This is a genomic window from Kaistia nematophila, from assembly GCF_026343855.1.
GTDB lineage: Bacteria > Pseudomonadota > Alphaproteobacteria > Rhizobiales > Kaistiaceae > Kaistia > Kaistia nematophila.
The window spans coordinates 178,903-198,550 of sequence record NZ_JAPKNK010000009.1 but is presented as its reverse complement, the minus strand read 5'-3'; the positions used below and the strand labels follow the sequence as shown (position 1 = coordinate 198,550).

General features: G+C 64.1%; 19 protein-coding genes. 10 read left to right on the top strand and 9 right to left on the bottom strand.

All coding sequences use genetic code 11. The features are described 5' to 3' along the window. Positions 1-7: 7 nt before the first annotated feature. Both OSH07_RS19405 and OSH07_RS19400 read left to right on the top strand, forming a co-directional pair. Positions 8-1,036 (top strand): trans-3-hydroxy-L-proline dehydratase, encoded by a 1,029-nt coding sequence (locus OSH07_RS19405; protein WP_266340324.1) that lies wholly within the window; start codon positions 8-10, stop codon positions 1,034-1,036. Between the two features lie 5 nt (positions 1,037-1,041). Further along, positions 1,042-2,091 (top strand): Ldh family oxidoreductase, encoded by a 1,050-nt coding sequence (locus tag OSH07_RS19400; protein ID WP_266340323.1) that lies wholly within the window; start codon positions 1,042-1,044, stop codon positions 2,089-2,091. Between the two features lie 186 nt (positions 2,092-2,277). On the opposite strand, the gene OSH07_RS19395 is transcribed toward OSH07_RS19400, so the two are convergent. Then, positions 2,278-3,309, bottom strand: a complete 1,032-nt coding sequence (locus OSH07_RS19395; RefSeq protein WP_266340322.1) for a substrate-binding domain-containing protein — start codon at positions 3,307-3,309, stop codon at positions 2,278-2,280. A gap of 10 nt (positions 3,310-3,319) precedes the next feature. Continuing rightward, positions 3,320-4,672, bottom strand: a complete 1,353-nt coding sequence (locus tag OSH07_RS19390) for an ROK family protein (protein WP_266340321.1) — start codon at positions 4,670-4,672, stop codon at positions 3,320-3,322. Positions 4,673-4,856: 184 nt separating this feature from the next. On the opposite strand from OSH07_RS19390, the gene OSH07_RS19385 reads away from it, so the two are divergent. The 6 genes from OSH07_RS19385 to OSH07_RS19360 all read left to right on the top strand — a co-directional run bounded on the left by OSH07_RS19385 (position 4,857) and on the right by OSH07_RS19360 (position 10,926). After that, positions 4,857-5,669: a sugar phosphate isomerase/epimerase family protein gene (locus OSH07_RS19385; RefSeq protein ID WP_266340320.1), complete on the top strand. Its 813-nt coding sequence runs from the start codon at positions 4,857-4,859 to the stop codon at positions 5,667-5,669. A gap of 43 nt (positions 5,670-5,712) precedes the next feature. Further along, positions 5,713-6,834 carry a substrate-binding domain-containing protein gene (locus OSH07_RS19380; protein WP_266340319.1) on the top strand — a complete coding sequence of 374 codons (1,122 nt, stop codon included), beginning with the start codon at positions 5,713-5,715 and terminating at the stop codon, positions 6,832-6,834. Positions 6,835-6,960: 126 nt separating this feature from the next. Continuing rightward, complete coding sequence (locus OSH07_RS19375; RefSeq protein WP_266340318.1) at positions 6,961-8,127, top strand: levoglucosan dehydrogenase; 1,167 nt, start codon at positions 6,961-6,963, stop codon at positions 8,125-8,127. Then, positions 8,124-9,689: a sugar ABC transporter ATP-binding protein gene (locus tag OSH07_RS19370; RefSeq protein ID WP_266340317.1), complete on the top strand. Its 1,566-nt coding sequence runs from the start codon at positions 8,124-8,126 to the stop codon at positions 9,687-9,689. The genes OSH07_RS19375 and OSH07_RS19370 overlap by 4 nt, the downstream gene beginning before the upstream one ends. Then, positions 9,690-10,625 carry an ABC transporter permease gene (locus OSH07_RS19365; protein WP_266340316.1) on the top strand — a complete coding sequence of 312 codons (936 nt, stop codon included), beginning with the start codon at positions 9,690-9,692 and terminating at the stop codon, positions 10,623-10,625. It begins immediately after the preceding gene. Position 10,626: 1 nt separating this feature from the next. Then, entirely contained in the window at positions 10,627-10,926 is a 300-nt protein-coding gene (locus OSH07_RS19360; RefSeq protein ID WP_266340315.1) for a putative quinol monooxygenase, read from the top strand. Between the two features lie 416 nt (positions 10,927-11,342). Here the strand turns inward: OSH07_RS19360 and OSH07_RS19355 are convergent, their stop codons facing one another. The 6 genes from OSH07_RS19355 to OSH07_RS19330 all read right to left on the bottom strand — a co-directional run bounded on the left by OSH07_RS19355 (position 11,343) and on the right by OSH07_RS19330 (position 16,155). Next, a complete protein-coding gene (locus OSH07_RS19355; RefSeq protein ID WP_266340314.1) occupies positions 11,343-11,702 on the bottom strand; it encodes a RidA family protein in 360 nt (119 codons plus the stop codon). Between the two features lie 24 nt (positions 11,703-11,726). Beyond that, positions 11,727-12,986: a D-amino acid dehydrogenase gene (locus OSH07_RS19350; RefSeq protein WP_266340313.1), complete on the bottom strand. Its 1,260-nt coding sequence runs from the start codon at positions 12,984-12,986 to the stop codon at positions 11,727-11,729. 95 nt (positions 12,987-13,081) lie between these two features. Then, positions 13,082-13,849, bottom strand: coding sequence for an amino acid ABC transporter ATP-binding protein (locus OSH07_RS19345; protein WP_266340312.1), 768 nt, complete (start codon positions 13,847-13,849; stop codon positions 13,082-13,084). 11 nt (positions 13,850-13,860) lie between these two features. Next, positions 13,861-14,517 carry an amino acid ABC transporter permease gene (locus OSH07_RS19340; RefSeq protein WP_266340311.1) on the bottom strand — a complete coding sequence of 219 codons (657 nt, stop codon included), beginning with the start codon at positions 14,515-14,517 and terminating at the stop codon, positions 13,861-13,863. Positions 14,518-14,522: 5 nt separating this feature from the next. Continuing rightward, positions 14,523-15,185, bottom strand: coding sequence for an amino acid ABC transporter permease (locus tag OSH07_RS19335; RefSeq protein ID WP_266340310.1), 663 nt, complete (start codon positions 15,183-15,185; stop codon positions 14,523-14,525). Positions 15,186-15,321: 136 nt separating this feature from the next. Then, positions 15,322-16,155 (bottom strand): transporter substrate-binding domain-containing protein, encoded by an 834-nt coding sequence (locus tag OSH07_RS19330; RefSeq protein WP_266340309.1) that lies wholly within the window; start codon positions 16,153-16,155, stop codon positions 15,322-15,324. Between the two features lie 118 nt (positions 16,156-16,273). On the opposite strand from OSH07_RS19330, the gene OSH07_RS19325 reads away from it, so the two are divergent. Both OSH07_RS19325 and OSH07_RS19320 read left to right on the top strand, forming a co-directional pair. Then, positions 16,274-17,071 carry an IclR family transcriptional regulator gene (locus OSH07_RS19325; RefSeq protein WP_266340308.1) on the top strand — a complete coding sequence of 266 codons (798 nt, stop codon included), beginning with the start codon at positions 16,274-16,276 and terminating at the stop codon, positions 17,069-17,071. A gap of 981 nt (positions 17,072-18,052) precedes the next feature. After that, positions 18,053-18,814, top strand: coding sequence for an SDR family NAD(P)-dependent oxidoreductase (locus OSH07_RS19320; RefSeq protein WP_266340307.1), 762 nt, complete (start codon positions 18,053-18,055; stop codon positions 18,812-18,814). Between the two features lie 75 nt (positions 18,815-18,889). Here OSH07_RS19320 and OSH07_RS19315 read toward each other — a convergent pair whose 3' ends face one another. Then, positions 18,890-19,624, bottom strand: coding sequence for a DeoR/GlpR family DNA-binding transcription regulator (locus OSH07_RS19315; RefSeq protein ID WP_266340350.1), 735 nt, complete (start codon positions 19,622-19,624; stop codon positions 18,890-18,892). Positions 19,625-19,648: the final 24 nt, after the last annotated feature.

Below are 19,648 nucleotides of genomic sequence, written 5' to 3'. Positions count from 1 at the left end.
CCTCGTCATGCGTTCGAGCAAGGTCATTCACATCGTCGGCTGCCATGCCGAGGGAGAGGTTGGCGACGTCATTACCGGTGGTGTCGCGCCGCCGCCGGGCGAAACCTTGTGGGATCAATCGAGGTTCATCGCCGCCGACGGCGAATTGCGCGACTTCGTCCTCAATGAGCCCAGAGGCGGGCTCTTCCGCCACGTCAATCTTCTCGTCCCGGCCAAGGACCCGCGCGCCGCGGCGGGCTTCATCATCATGGAGCCGGTCCATACGCCGCCAATGTCGGGCTCCAACTCGATCTGCGTGGCGACGGTCGCGCTCGATATCGGCCTGGTGCCGATGTCCGAGCCCGAGACGCGCTTCTTCCTGGAGGCCCCGGGGGGATTGGTGGAAGTCGTCGCACAATGCCGAGACGGCAAAGCCCGCTCCATCCGGGTCACCAACCATCCGAGCTTTGTCGGTCAACTGGATGCCAGGCTGGAAGTCGACGGATTGGGCACGATTCGCGTAGACACCGCCTATGGCGGGGACACCTTCGCACTGGTCGATGCCCGGTCGCTCGGTTTCAATCTTACGCCGGACGAAGCGCCCGACCTCGCCGCAACCGGCATGAAGATCACCCGCGCGGCGACCGAACAACTCGGCTTTGTTCATCCCGAGCATCCGGACTGGTCGCACATATCCTTCACCCAGTTCACGGGCCCCGTCGAAGTCGTGGACGGCATCAAGACCGGCCGCAACACGGTTGCGATCGAGCCGGGCAAGCTGGACCGCTCGCCGACCGGCACCGGCGTCTCGGCCCGCATGGCGGTGCTCCACCGGCGCGGGCTGCTCGAGCAAGGCGAAACCTATCGCGGGCTTTCCATTATCGGCACCCGGTTCGATGGCCGGATCGAAGCGATCACCAGCCTGGCCGGCACTCCCGCGATCATTCCCTCCATCTCCGGCAGAGCCTGGATCACCGAGACCAAACAGCTCCTGCTCGATCCGTCCGATCCGTTCCCAAGGGGCTACAGGGTTGGCGACACCTGGCCCGGCGCCTGAACAGCATGACAGCAAACCCAGAGATTTTCGGAACGCCGCGCAACACGGCCACGATTTCCTATGGCGATCTGGCAGAACTGCTGGCGACGATATTTCGCCACGCGGGCGCGAGCCCCGCGGTGGCCAGCCTGCTGGCGGCCAATTGTGCGGGTTGCGAGCGCGACGGCGCAACCTCGCATGGCGTGTTCCGCATACCGGGCTATCTCGCATCGATCGCCAGTGGCTGGGTCGATGCCAGGGCCGAACCACGCATCGAAAGCGCCGAAGGCGCCGTCGTGCGTGTCGACGCCATGAACGGCTTTGCGCAGCCCGCACTTGAGCTGGTGACGCCCATACTGATCGAAAAAGCCGCCAATGACGGCATCGCCTTGCTGTCGATCCGCAACTCGCATCATTTCAGCGCCCTCTGGCCCGATGTCGAGCCGCTGGCGGAAGCGGGATTGCTGGCTCTCACAATGGTCAACAGCTTCGCCTGCACGGTCCCGTTCAACGGCCATTCTCCCGTCTTCGGCACCAACCCCATCGCCTTTGCCGCCCCGCGCGCCGATGCGCCTCCGCTGGTGGCGGATCTCGCCACCAGCGCCATGGCCAATGGCGATGTGCAGATCGCTTTCCGCGAGGGGCGCTCCCTGCCCCCTGGGCATGGCGTCGACAGTGCCGGCCGTCCCACCACCGACCCCGCAGCCGTGCTGAACGGCGGCGCCCTGCTGCCCTTTGGCGGTTACAAGGGCAGCACGATCTCGATGATGATCGAGATCTTCGGGGCGGCCCTGACCGGCGGAAAATTCTCCTTCGAAGTCGACTGGTCGACCCATAGCGGGGCGCAGACCCCCCATACCGGACAGGTGCTGATCGTGATCTCGCCGGATTTCGGCCGGCGAGACAGCAGTTTCGGAAGGCGCGTGAACGGGCTCGTCGAGCAATTGCGCATGAGCGGCGTCAGCCGGCTCCCCGGTGACCGGCGCCAGGTGACGAGGCGGCGCAGTCTGCGCGACGGGATCGTGATGCCCCTGCAGCAATTGGAGGACCTGCGTCGACGGGCCGATGGCGTCTGATCCGGCTTCCCGATCGTGCCCATTTGGCTGAGGCGTAGCGTGCCAACTCTCGCATCTGGCAGTCTGACGATCGACCTTGGCGTGTTCGTTGACGTACCGGTGGCTGCCAACGCAGCCTCCGCCGCGTGATCATGATCTGCGGGGTTGCATCGCAAGAGGTTTGACACAACCAGCGCTCCGCCTTCGTTACGGCGGCATGGCTCGCTGCAGGGCTGGACTGACCAGGCTCAGCATCTGCAGCACCTCTCGGGGGGCCGGCCTGCGCCAGACGGTCTGGAAGCATTCGACGACGTTCTCGGCCGTGACGGCAAGGCCGGGAAGCGCAACCCAATCCGGTGTCAGGCGTCCGAGAAGGGCGCTGACCGTGACCGAAGCCGCCGTCTCTCCCTGCCGGAACGGTTGCTGGGCCGCGATGGCGACGAGCGAATTGTTCGCGGCCAGGCCGATCGCGGCGTCCTGGCCGAGATCCACGGTCACCATGGGAACTGTACGACCCATCGTGGTCAGCGTGCCGGCCGCGGCAATCGACGGCGTATCCCATACGACAAAGAGGCCGGCGATGGCGGCATGATCGTCGAAAAGCGCGCGCGTCACGCGGCCCGCGTCGGCGAGAGACGGGAAGCGCCGAACGTGCAGCCGCACATCGGGGCGGTTGATCCGCATCCACTTCAGGAACGCGATTTCGCGCTCGTTGGTCGCAAAGAAGTCCGCCTCATAGCCGAGGACGCCAACCTCACCGGCTTCAGGGACGTGCGGCGACAGACTTTCGGCCGCGATCTTGCCGAGGCCGAAATTGTCGGCCGAGACCAGCGAGGTGTAGTCCTTGCCGGGCAGGAGGCCGGTTGGCACGTTGTCGAGCAGGACCAGCCTGATGCCGGCCGCCGCGACGCGCGCATGGGCGGCCGCGACCTTGGCGTTGGCGACCGGCAGCGAGACGATCGCGTCCGGCGCCTCGGCAATGAGACGGTCGAGCGCATCGATCTGCACCTCCGGCGTGAAGGAGCAGTCGACGACGTCGATGACCGCGACACCGCAGTCGCCGAACATGCCGATCATTCCCGAGAGCTGCTGCTTGGCCCAGTCGCTCGCGAATGTGTGCAGCACGATCGCAACGCGGAAGCCGCCCGCCCGCGCCTTTACGATGTCCTCCGGCAGGAGAAGGATCTGTTCGGGAGCCGACGCCCGCTCCCCGTGAGGGCCGAGACCAGAAATCGTCATTCCTTCCTCCTCACGCCTCCGGCGGCCGGATCGTGCTCGCCTGCACGTCCCGCTTCCGCGCGATCTCGTCCTTCATCCGCTGGAAGAGCGGATGCGCCTGGGGCCGTCCCGCCATGATCCAGTCCCTCAGGATGGATGGGGAGAACATGCCTTCGACTGCGACAATGGACGCGCCCACAAGGCCTGCCGAGCTTCCCATCTGGGAACGGACGACCTGCAGATCCCGGCTCACCAGCGGGTGGCAGGCGCCATAGATCGCCTCGCGCGCGGAGGCGAGAAGGATGTCATTTGTCTGGGCGATCGAGCCGGAGAGGACGATCAGCGCCGGGTTCAGCATGTTCGCGAGCGTCGCAACGACCTGACCGATCAACCGGCCGCTTTGCGAGAGAATCTCGATCGCGGCCGCGTCGCCGATCTGCGCCGCCTGCGCCACCTCGAGGGCGGTTATCTCGCCCCCGCGGCGCAGATGTTCGGCAAGCACCGGACTGGCCCCGCGCTCGGCGGCGCTTCTGCCTTCCTGGGCGATATGATCCGAGCCTGCCATGGCTTCGAGCGTGCCGGCGCCGCCTGCCGCCGAAACGGGAACGGACCCGATCAGGCCGACGGCGCCCTGCGCGCCGCGGAACAGCGCACCGTCGCTGCCGAGGCCTGCGCCGATCCGCTTGCCGACTTTGACGAACAGCATGGTCCGGTGGCCACTTCCGGCCCCGGCATGCAGTTCACCCATCGTCATGGTCTCCACGCTGGAACGGAGCCAGACCGGGGCGTCGAAGGCCTCGACCAGCGTTTCGACAAGCGGGAAGCTTTCCCAACCGGGCAGGATTGCGGGCGTGGTGCCGAGGAAGAGCGCCTCGCCGCCGTCGGGCACGGCACCGGGCACCGAGATCGAGATGCCATAGAGCGGCGGGTTTCCCTGCCGTTCGAGAATCCAGCGAAACAGCGCGGTCAGCCGCTCGGCAAGCGCCGATACGGGCTGTGTGAGCTCACTCGCCTCGTGATGTTCCATGATCAGGGCGCCGTCGAGATCAGCGATCCCGACGCCGAGCGCCGTCTGATCGAGAGTCGCGACGAGGATCCTGCCGCGATCCGCGCTGAACCGCACCAGGCGCGGGGCGCGGCCGCCGGTCGCGGCACCGAGTTCGCTCTCGTTGACCAGCCCGAGTTCGCAAAGCGTGCCGAGGCGATCCGCCACGACGGCGCGCCCCAATTCGCTGTAGCGCTCGATTTCCTGGCGCGTGGTGGCCTGCTCGGAACGGACCAGATTGAGGATTTGGACGAGGCTCGGGGAGGCCGTCTCGGACACGCGCGGACGGCCTTTCCGGCGCGGAGGGGAAGCGGGTTCCGCAAGGGCCGGCGTCGACATGTCTCGTCCTCTCCTCGACGTCGCGTTTGCTCCTTCATAAGACCGGCCGTTTCGGCTGGCAACGACACACTTATGCATTAAATCTGCAGAAGTGGCAGCTTATATGATTCTAAAATGTTGACATCGATTTTTTACCGCCTTAAGCCATCGGCATAGTTCGTGGAAGCACTGGGAGGAGATGCCGATGTCGAGCTTCAAGCTCGCCTATCATGCGAATTGCTGGGGGAAGCTCGGCGGGGACGCCGTCGGCGTCACGTCGATCACCAACCTCACCTACCGCACCTTCGGCGACATGCGTCAGGCCTTTGCCGACATCGCGGCGGCCGGCTATCAGGGCGTCGAGCTCTTCGACGGCAACCTTCTCGATTTCACCGCCGATGAGATGCGCGATCTCCTCGCTGACAACGGGCTGACGCTCGTTGCGACCTATGCCGGCGGCAATCTCATTTTCGACGACATCCTGCCGGAAGAGCTGGCCCGTATCATCCGCGCGGCGGACCGGGCAGCCGAGCTCGGCGCGCCTCACCTCGTCATTGGCGGCGGCGCCAAGCGCTTCGACGGCATCCGTGAGACGGATTACCCGCGACTTGCCGCGGCGCTCGACCGGGTCAAGGAAATCGCCGACGAGCGCGGCCTCACCGCTCACTATCACCCGCACCTGTCGACCATCGTCGAGGGGCCCGAGGAAGTGCGCAAGATCTTCGAGCTGACCGGCATCGACTTCTGCCCGGACACAGCCCATCTCGCCGGCGCCGGCGGCGATCCGGCCGCACTGATCCGCGAGCATGCGGCGCGCATTTCCTACGTGCATCTCAAGGGCCTCCAGAGGGAGCCCTTCGCCTTCACCCCCCTCGACCGGGGCGATGTTCCGACCGACGCGATCATCGCGGCGCTTCGCGAGATCGGGTTCGACGGCTGGGTGTGCACGGAGCTTGATTCCTGGCCTGATCCGCTGGAGGGCGCGAAGGCCAGCAGGCGCTATCTCGAATCGGCCTGAGGGCCGCGACCGGGGCGAGGCCCCACTTCCGGGAGGACTAGAAATGATTTCCAGACGCACCCTTTTGGGTTCGGCCGCCGCGCTGACGCTCGCCTTGGCCTGTGCCGGGCCGGCACTCGCCGATCCGGACCAGGCGCTTGCCGACCTGCAGAAGACGGTTCTTTCCAAGGGCCCCTCGGGCGAGGCCCCCTCGCCCGCATCCAGCGTCGTGCTGACGCCGGAGGAGCTCGCCAAGATCAAGGGCATGAACGCGACCGCCGCGATCGTGATGCACTACGGCGGCAATGACTGGTCGCGCGCCCAGATCAACGGCCTGCAGACGCAGTTCGCCGAGATGGGCATCAAGGTGCTCGCGGTGACCGATGCCGGCTTCAAGCCGGAGAAGCAGGTCGCCGACATCGAGACGATCTTGGCCCAGAAGCCGAACATCATCGTCTCGATCCCGACGGATCCGACCGCGACCGCCACGGCCTACAAGGCAGCGGCGGAAGCCGGAACCAAGCTCGTCTTCATGGACAACGTCCCGACGGGCTTCGTGGGCGGCAAGGACTATGTGTCCGTGGTTTCGGCCGACAATTACGGCAACGGCGTTGCCTCCGCGCATCTGATGGCCAAGGCGCTGGGCGGCAAGGGCGATATCGGCGTGGTGTTCCATGCTGCCGATTTCTTCGTCACCAAGCAGCGCTACGACGCCTTCAAGGCGACGATCGCCGCCGACTATCCGGACATCAAGATCGTGGCGGAGCAAGGCATCGGCGGCCCCGATTTCTCGGGCGACGCCGAGAAGGCCGCTTCGGCGATCCTGACCTCCAACCCGAACGTCCAGGGCATCTGGGCTGTCTGGGACGTGCCGGCCGAGGGCGTGATCTCGGCGGCGCGCAACGCCGGCCGTGACGACCTCGTCATCACGACGATCGACCTCGGCGAGAATGTCGCGATCTCCATGGCCCAGAACGGCTTCGTGAAGGGCCTCGGCGCTCAGCGTCCCTATGACGCCGGCGTCGTCGAGGCGAAGCTCGCCGGCTACGGTTTGCTTGGCAAGGAGGCGCCCGCCTTCGTCGCGCTTCCGGCTCTCCCGGTGACGCGCGACACGCTGCTCGACGGCTGGAAGGCAGTCTATTCGACCGAAGCGACCGACAACGTCAAGAAGAGCCTCGGCCAGTAAGGCCCGGGCGCACGGGGCGCCACTGGGCGCCCCGTGCCGCATTGAACGGTCCGACCTGCACCGGCCTCAGCCAGAGCGGCGGAAGGCTGCTGCTTGCCAAAGCCGCTCTCTTTCAGGAGAAAACCGATGACCAAAGTGATGAACGTCGCCATGATCGGCGGCGGATTCATGGGCAAGGCGCATGCCATGGCCTATGCTTCCATGCCGATGTTCTTCTGGCCTGCCCCGGCCATTCCCCATCGCAAGGTCGTGGTCGACGTGACCGACGGCGCGGCCGAGGAAGCACGCCGCCGCTACGGCTTCGAAGAGGCGTCGTCGGACTGGCGCGCCGTGGTCGAACGGCCGGATATCGATGTCGTCGACATCTGCACGCCCAACAACGTCCATGCCGAGATCGCCATCGCGGCGGCCAAGGCCGGAAAGCACATCATCTGCGAGAAGCCGCTTGCGCGCACCGTCGATGAGGCGCGGGCGATGGTCGAGGCCGTCAAGGCCGCCGGCGTCATCCACATGGTTGCCTTCAACTACCGGCGTACGCCCGCCGTGGCGCTCGCCAAGAAGTTCATCGAGGAAGGCCGGATCGGCCGCATCCTGAACTTCCGCGGCACCTATCTGCAGGATTGGTCCGCGGATCCCGACTCGCCGCTGTCCTGGCGCTTCCAGAAGAAGATCGCCGGTTCCGGCTCCGTCGGCGACATCGGCACGCATGTGGTCGATCTCGCGCACTACCTGGTCGGACCGATCGCCGAGGTGATCGCCATGACCCCGACCTACAACAAGACCCGTCCGCTGCAGCAGGGCGGCGTCGACAAGCTGGGCGCCGCCGAAAAGTCGGCCGACGCGGAGCGCGGCGAAGTCGACGTGGACGACGAACTCGTCTCGATGCTGCGCTTCAGGGACGGCGCCATCGGCAGCCTCGAGGCGACCCGCAACGCCTATGGCCGCAACAACTTCATCACGCTGGAGATCCACGGCACCAAGGGCTCGATCCACTTCAACTACGAGCGCCGCGACGAACTGCAGGTGATGTTCGCCGACGATCCGGCCGATGCGCGCGGCTTCCGCACGATCTATACCGGCCCGGCCCATCCCTACGGCTCCGGCCTGTGGCCGATCCCCGGACTCGGCATCGGCTATTCGGAAACCAAGATCGTCGAGTGCTATGACTTCTTCTCCGCAATCGCGAAGAAGCAGCAGCCGAGCCCGAACTTCAACGACGGCCTGCTGACGGAACTCGTCGCCGACGCCTTCATCCGTTCGGGCGAAAGCGGCGTCTGGGAGAAGGTTGGATGACTGCCACTGCCGCCGCTGTCCGCATGACCGGCATCTCCAAGGCCTTTGGGGGTGTGCGGGCGCTTGACGACGTCAACCTCGAAGTCCTTCCCGGCGAGGTCCATGCGCTGCTCGGCGGCAATGGTGCGGGCAAGTCGACGATCCTCAAGATCCTGAACGGGGTTCATCGCCCCGATCAGGGCACGATCGAGGTCGGCGGCGTGCCGCTCACGACGCATACGCCGGAGGCCTCACGGGCCGCCGGCATTGCCATGAACTATCAGGAAATGAGCCTGGTCCCCACCTTGACCGTGGCCCAGAACATCTTCCTGACGCGCGAATGGCGCGACGGCGTCGGCTTCATCGACGATGCCGAGGCCGAGCGCCGCGCCGCGGAAATCTTCGCGATGCTCGAGGTCTTCGTGGACCCGAAGGCGATCGTCGGCGATCTAGGGGCCGGCCAGAAGCAGCTGACCGAGATCGCCAAGGCGATCTCGCAGGACGCGAAGGTGCTGGTGCTCGACGAGCCCTCGACGGCTCTCGCCGTCTCCGACGTCGAGCGGCTGTTCGTCTTCCTGCGCAAGCTGAAGGCCAAGGGCGTCGCGATCATCTATGTCAGTCACCGCATGGACGAGATCGCCCGCATCGCCGACCGCGCGACCATCCTGCGGGACGGCCGCCACGTCATCACGGCGCCGCTCTCCGAACTGCCGATCGACACGATGATCGAGCATATCGTCGGAAAGCGCTCGATGGGGCTTTCCGACGTCGCGCGCGTCCAGGCGGACAAGGGCGAGGTGCTGCTCGAACTGAAGGATGTCAGCGGCGTCCACAAGCCCGAGCATGTCTCGCTGACGCTGCATCGCGGCGAAGTGCTGGGTCTTGCGGGCCTGCTCGGCTCGGGCCGTTCGTCGCTGGCGCGCGCGGTAGCCGGCATCGATCCCGTCGCCAGCGGCGAGATCCGCATCAAGGGCAAGGCCGTCGCCATCCGCAAGCCGAGCGACGCGATCTCGGCCGGCGTCGCGCTGGTGCCGGAAGCGCGCGCGACGCAGGGCATCATTCCCGCCCACTCCGTCGCGTCCAACATGATCCTCGCCGTCATCGACCGCCTGTCGAAGGCCGGCTTCGTCGACACCAAGGCGGCCGACGCGCTCACCGATGCGAATATCGAGCGCCTGAAGGTGAAGACGGCCAGCCGTGATCATGCCGTGGCCACGCTGTCCGGCGGCAACCAGCAGAAGGTCGTCATCGGCAAGTGGCTCGCCACCGATCCCGACATCCTCATTCTCGACGAGCCGACGGCGGGCATCGACATCGGCTCCAAGGCCGAGATCATCCGCCTCGTGCGTGAACTAGCGGCGTCCGGGAAAGGGATCATCATGATCTCCTCCGAACTGTCGGAATTGCTGACAGCCTGCGACCGCATCCTCGTGATGGCCGACGGGCGCGTGCATCAGGACATGCCGCGCGAGGCGCTGGACGATCCGAACGTCCCCGCCGATGACCTCGCACACCGTCTCCAGGCAGCCGAACAGCGGCTGCAGATCGAAATCCAGAAGGCCCTCGCGGTTCAGGAGAAATAAATGGCTAGCGCCTTCTTCGCCAACTGGCGTCAGAACATCATCTATATCGGCTTCCTGGTGATCTTCGTTGTCTTCGCGGCGACGCTGGCCGACAAGGGGTTCCTCAACCCCAACAACCTGCTCAACATCGTGCGCCAGACGGCGATGATCGCCGTGATGGCCATCGCCATGACCTTCGTGCTTTCGGCCGGCGAGATCGACCTGTCTGTCGGCGCCGTCGCCGGCCTCAGCACCGTGACGGTCGCCATGGCGATCGCCGTGGGCGGGCCGGTCGTCGGCGTGATCGCCGGCCTCGCCACCGGTCTTGCCGTCGGCATGTTCAATGGCTGGCTCACCACGCGCGTCGGCATTCCCTCCTTCCTCACCACGCTCGCGATGATGGGAATCGCCAAGGGCGTCGCGATGTGGATCTCCGCGACGGCGGCCGTGCCGATCCTCTCGCCCGGCTATTCCTGGCTGTTCGGCGGCGGCAATGTCGGGCCGGTCCCGGTCCTGCTGCTGTGGATGGTGATCCTCGGCGCGATCGGCCACATCGTCCTGCGCCGCACGGGCTTCGGCCGGCGGGTCCTGGCGACCGGCGGCGGCGAGACGGCAGCGCGCTACTCGGGAATCGACACCAAGGCGATCAAGTTCAAGGTGCTGGTCATCTCGTCCATGGCCGCGGCGCTCGCCGGAATGCTTTATGCCGGCCGCCTGCAGTCCGGCCGGTTCCAGCTTGGCGAGGGTGACGAACTCTCGGTGATCGCAGCCGCTGTGCTGGGCGGGACCAGCCTTTTCGGCGGCCGGGGCACGGTGATCGGGACGATCGTCGGCGCGCTGATGATCGGTCTCATCAATAACGGCCTCATCCTCATGGGCCTCGAATTCAGCCAGCAGCTGATCGCCCGCGGCGGCATCATCATCCTCGCCGTCGCCCTCAGCCAGAAGAGAGCCTGACATGGCCATCACCGTCATCGGCACCCTCAAGGCGCGCCCGGAGCGGCGCGATGAGCTGCAAGGCGTCCTCGCCGCCATGGTGGCGCCGACGCGGGCGGAGCCCGGCTGCATCAACTATGATTTCCATGTCGATGCGGCCGACCCCTGCGTCTTCGTCTTCTATGAGAACTGGCGCAGCGACGCCGACCTCGAGGCGCATATGAAGATGCCGCATCTGCAGCCTCTCCTGGCGCAGGCCGATGCCCTGCTGGCCGAACCGGTCGATGTCCGCAGGCTGACGATGATCAGCGATCTGGCCTGAGGGAGTTCGCGCCCGGGCGCCACGGCCTTGTGGCTCCAGAACGAAACTTGAGCCTCTCCACCTCTTCGCAAATCGCTCCTTCCTTGAGCGACGGACGAAGAACTGCTGACCGTTCGGGTTAAGACCAAGCGGCTGGACATCTGCCCACGTTTTTAGGTGCCCAGCTGCTCGGAGAATACTGACTTGATGCTCCAGCTGGAGCATCACAATCGGCATGCGGAAAGCCGATGCGGAAGCGGCTGTTCTTCCGGATTCCGGGAGGTTGCTGAACGCACTGGCCCGGCCACCCAAGCGCCGCTGATCGGGCAAGGAGCTTGCCTTGTGACCGCCAAGGTCGCCGCCCATGCCGCCCGTGATCGAATCATTTTGCTTGGTTAGCCGGCCGCGCATTGGGACCGGCTAACCACACGTCGCTCTTACGACGCCTTGTGCGCGAACACCTGGATTTCGACCTTCAGCGCGGGATCGGCGAGCTTGGCCTCGACGCAGGCGCGGGCTGGCGCCGATCCAGGGACGATCCACTTGTCCCAGACGCTGTTCATGGCGTCAAAATCCCCAATGTCCGGCAGCCAGATATAGGCGTAGAGCGCATCGGCCTTCGACACGCCGGCATCGGCAAGCAGGCGGTCGATCTTCGCCAGCACATCGGCGGTCTGGCCGGCGACGTCAAGCGACCTGTCGTCGGCGACCTGGCCGGAGACGACGACCATCGAGCCATTGGCAGGCCAGGTGACGACGCCGCTCATGCGCTGGTTCTGGTGCAGACGGTTGATCATGAAATGTCCTCTCTCGTTCAAGGGTTACTGGTAACGGGTGCCCGAAAAGGCTGAGATGTCGACGGCCGGCCGACGGTCGGCGACCAGGTCGGCGAGAATGCCGGCTGCGCCGCAGGACATGGTCCAGCCGAGCGTCCCATGCCCGGTATTCAGGTAGAGATTGCCGATGCCGGTCTTGCCGATGACGGGCGGGCCATCCGGCGTCATCGGACGCAGGCCGCTCCAGCGCTCGGCATTGGCGATCGCCTCGCGCGGGATCTTCGGATAGAGCGCCTGCGCCACATATTCGAGACCCTTGTAGCGATGCTCCGGGCGCGAAAGGTCGTAGCCGGCCAGTTCGGCGGTTCCGCCGACGCGGATGCGATCGCCGAGATAGGTGACGCCGATCTTGTGCGTCTCGTCCGAGACGGTCGAGTGCGGCCCGATCGCATCGCTGTCCGCCTGGATGGTCAGCGAATAGCCCTTGAGCGGATAGATCGGCAGCCTGATCCCAAGCGGCGCCAGCAGCCTGGCGCTTCCGACGCCGAGGCAGGTGACGACCGCGTCACACGTATATTCGTCCTTGTCGGTGATCACGGAGCGGACGCGATCGCCGCTGACCTTCAGCTCTCGGATCATCTCGCCATAGCGGAAGATGACGCCGTCCTGCTCGCAGAGCGCGGCCAGCGCCTGCGTGAACCGGTGGCAGTCGCCCGTCTCGTCGCCCGGCAGCAAGGCGGCCCCGACGATGCCATTCTCCCGGATGGCGAGGTTCGGCTCGCGCAGTGCCAAAGAATCCGGACGCAGCGTCTCCGCCGGCACGCCCATGGCCGCGAGGGTCTTCATGTCCCGCTCGTAGATACCGAGTTGCTTCTCGGAGCGGAAGAGCACCAGCGTGCCGCGATCGCGCCCGTCATAGTCGATCGGGATGGTATTGCGCAGCTCGCGGAAACGGTCGCGGCTGTACTCGCCAATCGCCACCATCGCCCGCTTGGAGCGCTCATACTGCTCCGGCGACGCGGCGCGCCACATGCGCCACAGCCATCGGACCATCTCGGGATCGGGAAACTTGCTGATGATGAGCGGCGGATACTTCTCGAACATCCAGTGCAGCGCCTTGCCGACCAGGCCAGGCACCGCCCAGGGAGCGGACAGCGCCGGCGAGATCTGGGCGGCGTTGGCGTAGCTGGTGCCGAGACCGGCGGCGGGCTCCTTCTCCAGGAGGACGACCTCATGTCCTTCCTGGCGAAGGGCATGGGCCGTCGTGACGCCGATGACTCCGCCACCGAGCACAATGATACGCATATGAGAGACTCCAGAATGACCTGTGCTCGGAGAAACCGCCCCAGGAGACCGGGCCGGATTGGCAAACGCGGGGCAGCCGCCCCGCGCCGCCGCGGCTATTGGAACTTCGACTTTCCGAGGAACTCGGCCAGGCGCTGCGACTTCGGGCTGTGGAACATTTCCTTCGGATCGCCCTCTTCGGCGATCACGCCGTGCTCCATGAAGATGACCTTGCTCGACACCTGGTAGGCGAAGCGCATCTCGTGGGTGACGAGAAGCATGGTCATGCCGTCATTGGCGAGATCCTGAATGACGTTCAGGACCTCGTTGACCAACTCCGGATCGAGCGCCGAGGTGACCTCGTCGAACAGCATCAGCTTCGGATTCATGGCGATCGCCCGGGCAATGGCCACGCGCTGCTGCTGTCCGCCGGAAAGCTGGATCGGATAGTGGTTCTTGCGCTGGGACATGCCCACGCGCTCCAGCCACTTCTCGGCAACGGATATCGCCTCGTCCTTGCCCATGCCGCGGGTCTTGCGCAGGCCGAGCGTCACGTTGCCAAGCGCCGTCATGTGCGGGAAGAGATTGAATTGCTGGAACGCCATGCCGGTCAGGGCGCGGTTCTTGGCCCTCTCGCGCTCGGGCAGCGAGATGCGCTTGCCGTCGCTGGTCTTGTAGCCGATGAGCTGTCCGTCGATGCGGATATCGCCGCCCTGGAACTCCTCGAGCAGGTTGATGCAGCGCAGCAGCGTCGTCTTGCCGGAACCGGAGGAGCCGATGATCGAGACGACCTCACCCGGCTTCATGGACAGGTCGACGCCCTTGATGACCTCGAGCGGGCCATAGCTTTTGCGCAAGCCTGATATTTCGAGAATGCTGTTCATGATGGATTTCCTCAAAATGCCAGACGCTTTTCGACCAGCTTGCCGAACTTCGACAGGGTGAGGTTGATGGCGAAATAGATCAGGCCGCAGACCAGGTAGAACTCGGCGTTCATGAAGTTGCGCGAGACGATCTGCTGCGTCGTGAGCAGAAGTTCGGGAACGCTGATGACGGCGAGGAGCGACGACGCCTTGACGATCTCGACCGCCGCGTTGATCCAGGCCGGCAGGGCCTGGCGCAGCACCTGCGGCAGCAGCACGTAGAACAGGATCTTCGGGAAGGTCAGGCCGATGCTCTTGGCGGCCTCGGCCTGGCCCGGCGGAACGGCCGCCAGGCCGCCGCGGAACACTTCCGCCACATGAGCGGCGCAGAAGGCCGACAGCGCCAGGATGCCGGCGCCTGTCGACGACAGTCCGAGCCCCACGAGCGGCACGATGTAGAAGCTCGCCAGCATCAGCACCAGAACCGGCGTGCCGCGGATGAAGTCGAGATAGATCCAGCCGCAGATGCGCGTCGGCATGCGGCCGTAGAACATCACCAGGCCCAGCAGCGAGCCAAAGACGCTGCCGATCGCGATGGCCTGGAACGAGACGGTGATCGTCGCGATCGAGCCCTGCAGCAGGCGCGGCCAGACATTGGCCAGTTCGGCGAAGAAGGCGGAAAGATCCATGACCGTCACCTCTTGATGACCAGACGCGCCTCGACGAGGCGGAGCAGCGAGGCAATGGTGAAGGTCGCCGCCACGTAGAGCAGGCTGGTCACGATCCACGTCTCGATGATGCGGAAGCTCTCCACATTGATCTTGCGGGCGTAGAAGGTCAGCTCCGGAACCGCGATCGCGGCCGCCAGCGACGTATCCTTGAAGAGCGAGATGAACGCGTTGCCCATCGAGGGCAGCGTCGAGCGCAGCATCAGCGGAATGATGATCGAGAGGCGGATCTGCATCGGGCGCAGGCCGACGGCCAGCCCAGCCTCGGTCATGCCCTTCGGGATCGCCTGAAGGCCACCGCGGAACACTTCCGCCAGATTGGCGCCGGCGTAGATCGACAACGCCGCGACGAACGACGTGATCTTGCTGAAGCGGATGCCCAGCTGCGGCAGGGCGAAGAACATGAAGAAGATGACGAGAAGGATGGGGATGTTTCGGATGAAGGAAACATACAGACCAGCGATCCAAGCCGTCGGCTTGTTCTTCGAAACCAGGCCGAATGCGACGACGCCGCCGATGACGATGCCGATCAGAATCGACAATGCCGCCAGCGAGAGACCGATCCCGAGGCCATACAGCAGGGTGTCGAAGTTGCGCCAGATCGGCACAAAGTCAAAGGAGTAGTTCATTCAGGTTTCCGTCGAAGCTGTCGATGGTGACCGGATGCGCCGCCCTCCCCGCAACGGAGAGAGCGGCGCCCACGCCTGCTTCAGTCCTGCCGGGCGTCACGCCAAAGTGGCGCGGCCGGACAGCGAACCGTTCCGCCTAGCGGAATTCGACGGGCACGCCGATGGCCGGCGGCGCCAGCTCGATGCCGAAGTACTCGTTATAGGCCTTGGCATAGTCGTCAAAGTTGACGCCGGCGATTGCCTCCTGGATGGTCGTGTTCAGCCAGTTCAGCCACTCCTGATCACCCTTCTTGACGGCGCAGGAATAGGTCATCGGCTGCCAGTAATAGCCGATGTCGATATACTTCTCCGGATCCTGCTTGACGAGCCAGCGGATGTTCGAGGCGTCGATGACGGCCGCGTCGACACGACCGCTGTTCACGGCCTGGGCCACCAGATCCTGGCTCTCGTACTGGTCGACGGTCGCCTCGGGCAGCGCCTTGTGCGTGAACTCCTCGGCAAAGACGTTCTGCAGCATGGAGACCGTCACCGAGCTGCCGGCGGCCTTCAGCTCCTCGAGCGTCTTGTACTTCGACTTCGGGCTGACCAGCAGGCCGACGCCCTCGCGATAGTACGGCGCGGTAAATTCGACCTGCAACGCGCGCTGCGGCGTCACCGTGATGAACTGGCAGGTGATGTCGACCTTGTCGGTCACGAGGTTGGCGATGCGCGCGTCGGCCGACTGATCGACGAACTCGATCTTGGTGTCGTCATTGAACAGGCTCTTCGCGATGATCTTCGAGACCGCGACGTCGAAGCCCTTCAGCTCGCCCTTCTCGTCGATGTAGTGCCACGGCGCATTGGTGCTGCCGGTGCCGACAATGATCTTCCCGCGCTTCTGCACTTCTTCGAGCTTGCCGGCGAAAGCCACGCTGCCCGATGCGGCCACGGCTGCGGCTGCGATCAAGGTTGCTGCGAGCGTTTTTTTCATTGCACGTCCCCTCTTTCTCTTACAAGAGACATATGTCCTTGTAAGGGCAAGTATTCACTATAGGGGATATGGCATGTCAAGCGCGTTTGTGAAAAATGGAGCCGACAGGGGGAATCAGATGCAGCGCGCAAAGGGAACGGACCGCATCCTGGACATTCTCGATTTCTTCGAGAATTCGGATGGGCCAGTGACGAGAAACGCCATCGCCGGGGCCATCTCCTGTCCGCGCTCAACGCTCTATACGCTTGTTGATACGTTGATCGACCGCGGCTGGTTGAACCAGACTTCCGATGGGCAGATTTCGCCAGGAAACAAATTTGCTCGCATGGGATTCGCCTACGCGCGCCATGCAAAGTTCGAGCAGATCGCCCGCGAGATCATCGGCAATCTCGCCAAGGAGACCGGCGAGGTCATCGAGCTCAACATCATCGACAATTGGAAGCAGTTGATCGTTCTGTCCGCCACGCTCAAGGAGCACAGCTATTTGCGCACCGTCGAAGGTGCCATGGTGCCGGTACCAGCCACGGCGGCCGGGCGTGTCCTGCTCACCGACATCCCGGCTGCGATCATCGCAAGGCATGTACCCGCCAGCGATTTCACCCTGAACTCCGGCAACCGGGTCTCGCTGGACGAATTCGTGGCAGAGATCGAACAAGCCAAGAAAGATGGCTATTTCGTCGGCTACAAGCTGATCGACGACTTCGTGAGCACGATCGCCGTGCCCGTCTACAACCAGAGGGGCGAGCGCATCGGAGCGGTCAGCATCGTCATGCCCACGTCGCACCTGGAGTCCGACGTACAGAATCTCGTCGACAGACTCAGACGAACCGCCGAACAGATCAGCGATTTCCTCAAGCTGACTCCCTGGGATCTGGGACAAAGCGCGTATGACAAGATAAAGAACGCGAAAGCCTGACGAGTCAGTTCCACGCCTCTACGTCCAGCGCAAACGCTCTTCAATCTGCTCAGAAAGCTGCGGCCGACAGGGCTCCAACTTCCCGACATGTTTGAGAGAACTCGCATATGCGATCTACGCGGATAGTATCGCGGCCTGTCAGGGCGCTTTCAAACGCCGGCCACCGAAATTATTGAACTCCCCACGGCCGCCTGAATATTTATCGGCGGTCTGGCGGATAGTCGTAGGCCACCATCCATTATTTCACTGCCGAGCTCACCACATATAATTATCTGACCGACCCATCGCCGGTGCCAATGGCATTTGGACACGGGGCGCTCGGCCCGCCGCAATCGCAAGGAGGACTACGCCGAGCGCGAATGCCAACGCGGTCATGAAGCCGGTCGGCCCCTCATGAAGCGCCGACGGCGGTCCTCGACAACGAACGATCCCAAGCGTAGCAGCCCCTGGTGAAATCGCCGGTCAGAACGGTATTCTCGGCCGAGACTCCGATAGCGCCAATCCATCCCACCTTGAAGTAGATGTCGCCTGGCAGATTTAGCGACACCTACGTCAATAGTATGAGATTTTCGCCAGATTTCATCGATTATGTCGGACCATATATTTCAGAAATACATTGAAAATGTAGTAACAGATTCGCGTTCGGTCGAATAATTACAAGTTATATGCAGCAGATTCGCTAGGCATAGCCGATGATTCACATTGGCCTCATGTTTTTTCAGAGGCGGCCAGGCGCTCGCACGGTTGCCGGGGGAGGAGTATTGCGCCGTTCCAGCCGCGGCGCACCGCACGGGTCGACGCGACACAGAACTCGTTCACAAAAATGCAATTTGACGCATAAACTGGCATATAAACTGAGAAATATGCGATTGCCTGATTGCCTATTTCAGCGAAACCGCTCTTAAAAGAGAAACGGCGCAGACTCGACAGGCAAGGTTCGCGTTTCCAATCCACTCCGGTCGCAAGGTGAAGGACTGAAGCATGAGCACAGGTGCGGTGTATCCGAGCTTGAGAGGTCGGAACGTCCTTGTCACGGGCGGCGGAGGGGGGATTGGAGCGTCCATCGTAAGGCATTTCGTTGCCCAAGGCTCCAGGGTCGGGTTCCTGGACGTCGACGTCGATAGCTCCACCAGGCTCGTTGCAAGCTTGGCCACCGAGGGAACCGTGCACTTCGAGCCGTGCGATCTCACTGACATCGCAGCGCTACGGGCGGCCATCGGGCGGGTACGGGCATCGCTCGGCCCCCTGACAATCCTGATAAACAATGCCGCCCATGACGCGCGCCACGCCATCGAGGATGTGACGCCCGAATATTGGGACCAGCGTTACGCGGTCAATCTGCGCCATCAGTTCTTCGCGGCCCAGGCGGTGATGGAGGACATGAAGGCCGCCGGCCAGGGCGCCATCATCAATATCGGTTCCAACTCCTGGATGCAGTCCCGCGGCGGCATGCCCGCCTACACCTCCGCAAAATCTGCGGTAGTCGGCCTCACTCGTGCGCTCACTCGCGATCTTGGCCCGTTCAATATCCGCGTCTGCTCTGTCGTGCCGGGATGGATCATGACGGAGCGGCAGGTGAGTCTCTACCTCACGCCCGAAGGCGAAGCCGACCTGATGCAGGGCCAATGCCTAAAGCGCAAACTGCAGGTCGAAGACATTGCGCGTCCCGTACTTTTTTTCGCCTCCGACGACGCCTCCGCCTGCACCAACCAATCCTACGTCGTCGACGGCGGCTGGGTCTGAGGGCAACGGCGAAAGCCGCCGAGGGGCGGCGTTCCGAGGCGCGCCCGGCCCGGACCGGCGCGCTCGAGGCCACCGTCAGCGGGCGATGATCACCTGTACACCGGCCTTATCGAGCGCCTCGACAAGCGGTGCCGGCGGCGCTTCGTCGGTGACCAGTATGTGAATGTCCGACAGCGGCGCGATGGTCGCGAACGCGCTTTGCCAAAACTTCGTGGAATCGGCAACGACGATGGTGCGGCGCGCGGCGCGCATCATGTCGGAAATCATCGCGGCTTCCGCTACCGTTGCGGTTGAGATGCCCCGCGTGGGATGCACCGCCCTGACACCGATGACGGCGGTATCTACGTGAATACGATCAGAATGCGGAAACACGACGGGACCGATCATCACGCCGGATATGCTGAGGAGTTCACCGCCGATCGCATAGACGTTGGTGAAGGCAGTCGTATCGACTTGATCGAGAATCGAGACCGAATTGGTGATGAGGCCGAGCGAGCGATCGGGCGGTAGCATCTTGGCGAAGGCCAGTGTGGTCGAGCCGCCATTCACCATGAGCGTCTCACCGCTGTCGACCAACGCGGCCGCCGCAGCAGCGATGCGGGTTTTCGCGTCAGCCTGCGCGATGATTCGGTCCGCGACGGGAACGATCTTGCTGGTATCCGCGCGCACGGCCCCGCCATGGGTGCGCAGGACGGCCCCATCATCAGCGAGCGCATCGAGATCGCGGCGGATTGTGTCGGTCGAGACACGAAACAAATCAGCAAGCTCGGGCACGGAAGCGCTACCCCGCTCGGATACAAGTCGCGTCATTTCCGTACGCCGACTGAGCGGCAG

What these genes read in the sequence shown, in the direction of transcription:
- OSH07_RS19365 (WP_266340316.1), top strand. Translation starts at nt 9,690, where the DNA reads ATGGCTAGCGCCTTCTTCGCCAACTGGCGTCAGAACATCATCTATATC.
- OSH07_RS19400 (WP_266340323.1), top strand. Translation starts at nt 1,042, where the DNA reads ATGACAGCAAACCCAGAGATTTTCGGAACGCCGCGCAACACGGCCACG.
- OSH07_RS19375 (WP_266340318.1), top strand. Translation starts at nt 6,961, where the DNA reads ATGACCAAAGTGATGAACGTCGCCATGATCGGCGGCGGATTCATGGGC.
- OSH07_RS19345 (WP_266340312.1), bottom strand. Translation starts at nt 13,849, where the DNA reads ATGAACAGCATTCTCGAAATATCAGGCTTGCGCAAAAGCTATGGCCCG.
- OSH07_RS19335 (WP_266340310.1), bottom strand. Translation starts at nt 15,185, where the DNA reads ATGAACTACTCCTTTGACTTTGTGCCGATCTGGCGCAACTTCGACACC.
- OSH07_RS19390 (WP_266340321.1), bottom strand. Translation starts at nt 4,672, where the DNA reads ATGTCGACGCCGGCCCTTGCGGAACCCGCTTCCCCTCCGCGCCGGAAA.
- OSH07_RS19370 (WP_266340317.1), top strand. Translation starts at nt 8,124, where the DNA reads ATGACTGCCACTGCCGCCGCTGTCCGCATGACCGGCATCTCCAAGGCC.
- OSH07_RS19380 (WP_266340319.1), top strand. Translation starts at nt 5,713, where the DNA reads ATGATTTCCAGACGCACCCTTTTGGGTTCGGCCGCCGCGCTGACGCTC.
- OSH07_RS19340 (WP_266340311.1), bottom strand. Translation starts at nt 14,517, where the DNA reads ATGGATCTTTCCGCCTTCTTCGCCGAACTGGCCAATGTCTGGCCGCGC.
- OSH07_RS19405 (WP_266340324.1), top strand. Translation starts at nt 8, where the DNA reads ATGCGTTCGAGCAAGGTCATTCACATCGTCGGCTGCCATGCCGAGGGA.
- OSH07_RS19360 (WP_266340315.1), top strand. Translation starts at nt 10,627, where the DNA reads ATGGCCATCACCGTCATCGGCACCCTCAAGGCGCGCCCGGAGCGGCGC.
- OSH07_RS19355 (WP_266340314.1), bottom strand. Translation starts at nt 11,702, where the DNA reads ATGATCAACCGTCTGCACCAGAACCAGCGCATGAGCGGCGTCGTCACC.
- OSH07_RS19320 (WP_266340307.1), top strand. Translation starts at nt 18,053, where the DNA reads ATGAGCACAGGTGCGGTGTATCCGAGCTTGAGAGGTCGGAACGTCCTT.
- OSH07_RS19395 (WP_266340322.1), bottom strand. Translation starts at nt 3,309, where the DNA reads ATGACGATTTCTGGTCTCGGCCCTCACGGGGAGCGGGCGTCGGCTCCC.
- OSH07_RS19315 (WP_266340350.1), bottom strand. Translation starts at nt 19,624, where the DNA reads ATGACGCGACTTGTATCCGAGCGGGGTAGCGCTTCCGTGCCCGAGCTT.
- OSH07_RS19385 (WP_266340320.1), top strand. Translation starts at nt 4,857, where the DNA reads ATGTCGAGCTTCAAGCTCGCCTATCATGCGAATTGCTGGGGGAAGCTC.
- OSH07_RS19330 (WP_266340309.1), bottom strand. Translation starts at nt 16,155, where the DNA reads ATGAAAAAAACGCTCGCAGCAACCTTGATCGCAGCCGCAGCCGTGGCC.
- OSH07_RS19325 (WP_266340308.1), top strand. Translation starts at nt 16,274, where the DNA reads ATGCAGCGCGCAAAGGGAACGGACCGCATCCTGGACATTCTCGATTTC.
- OSH07_RS19350 (WP_266340313.1), bottom strand. Translation starts at nt 12,986, where the DNA reads ATGCGTATCATTGTGCTCGGTGGCGGAGTCATCGGCGTCACGACGGCC.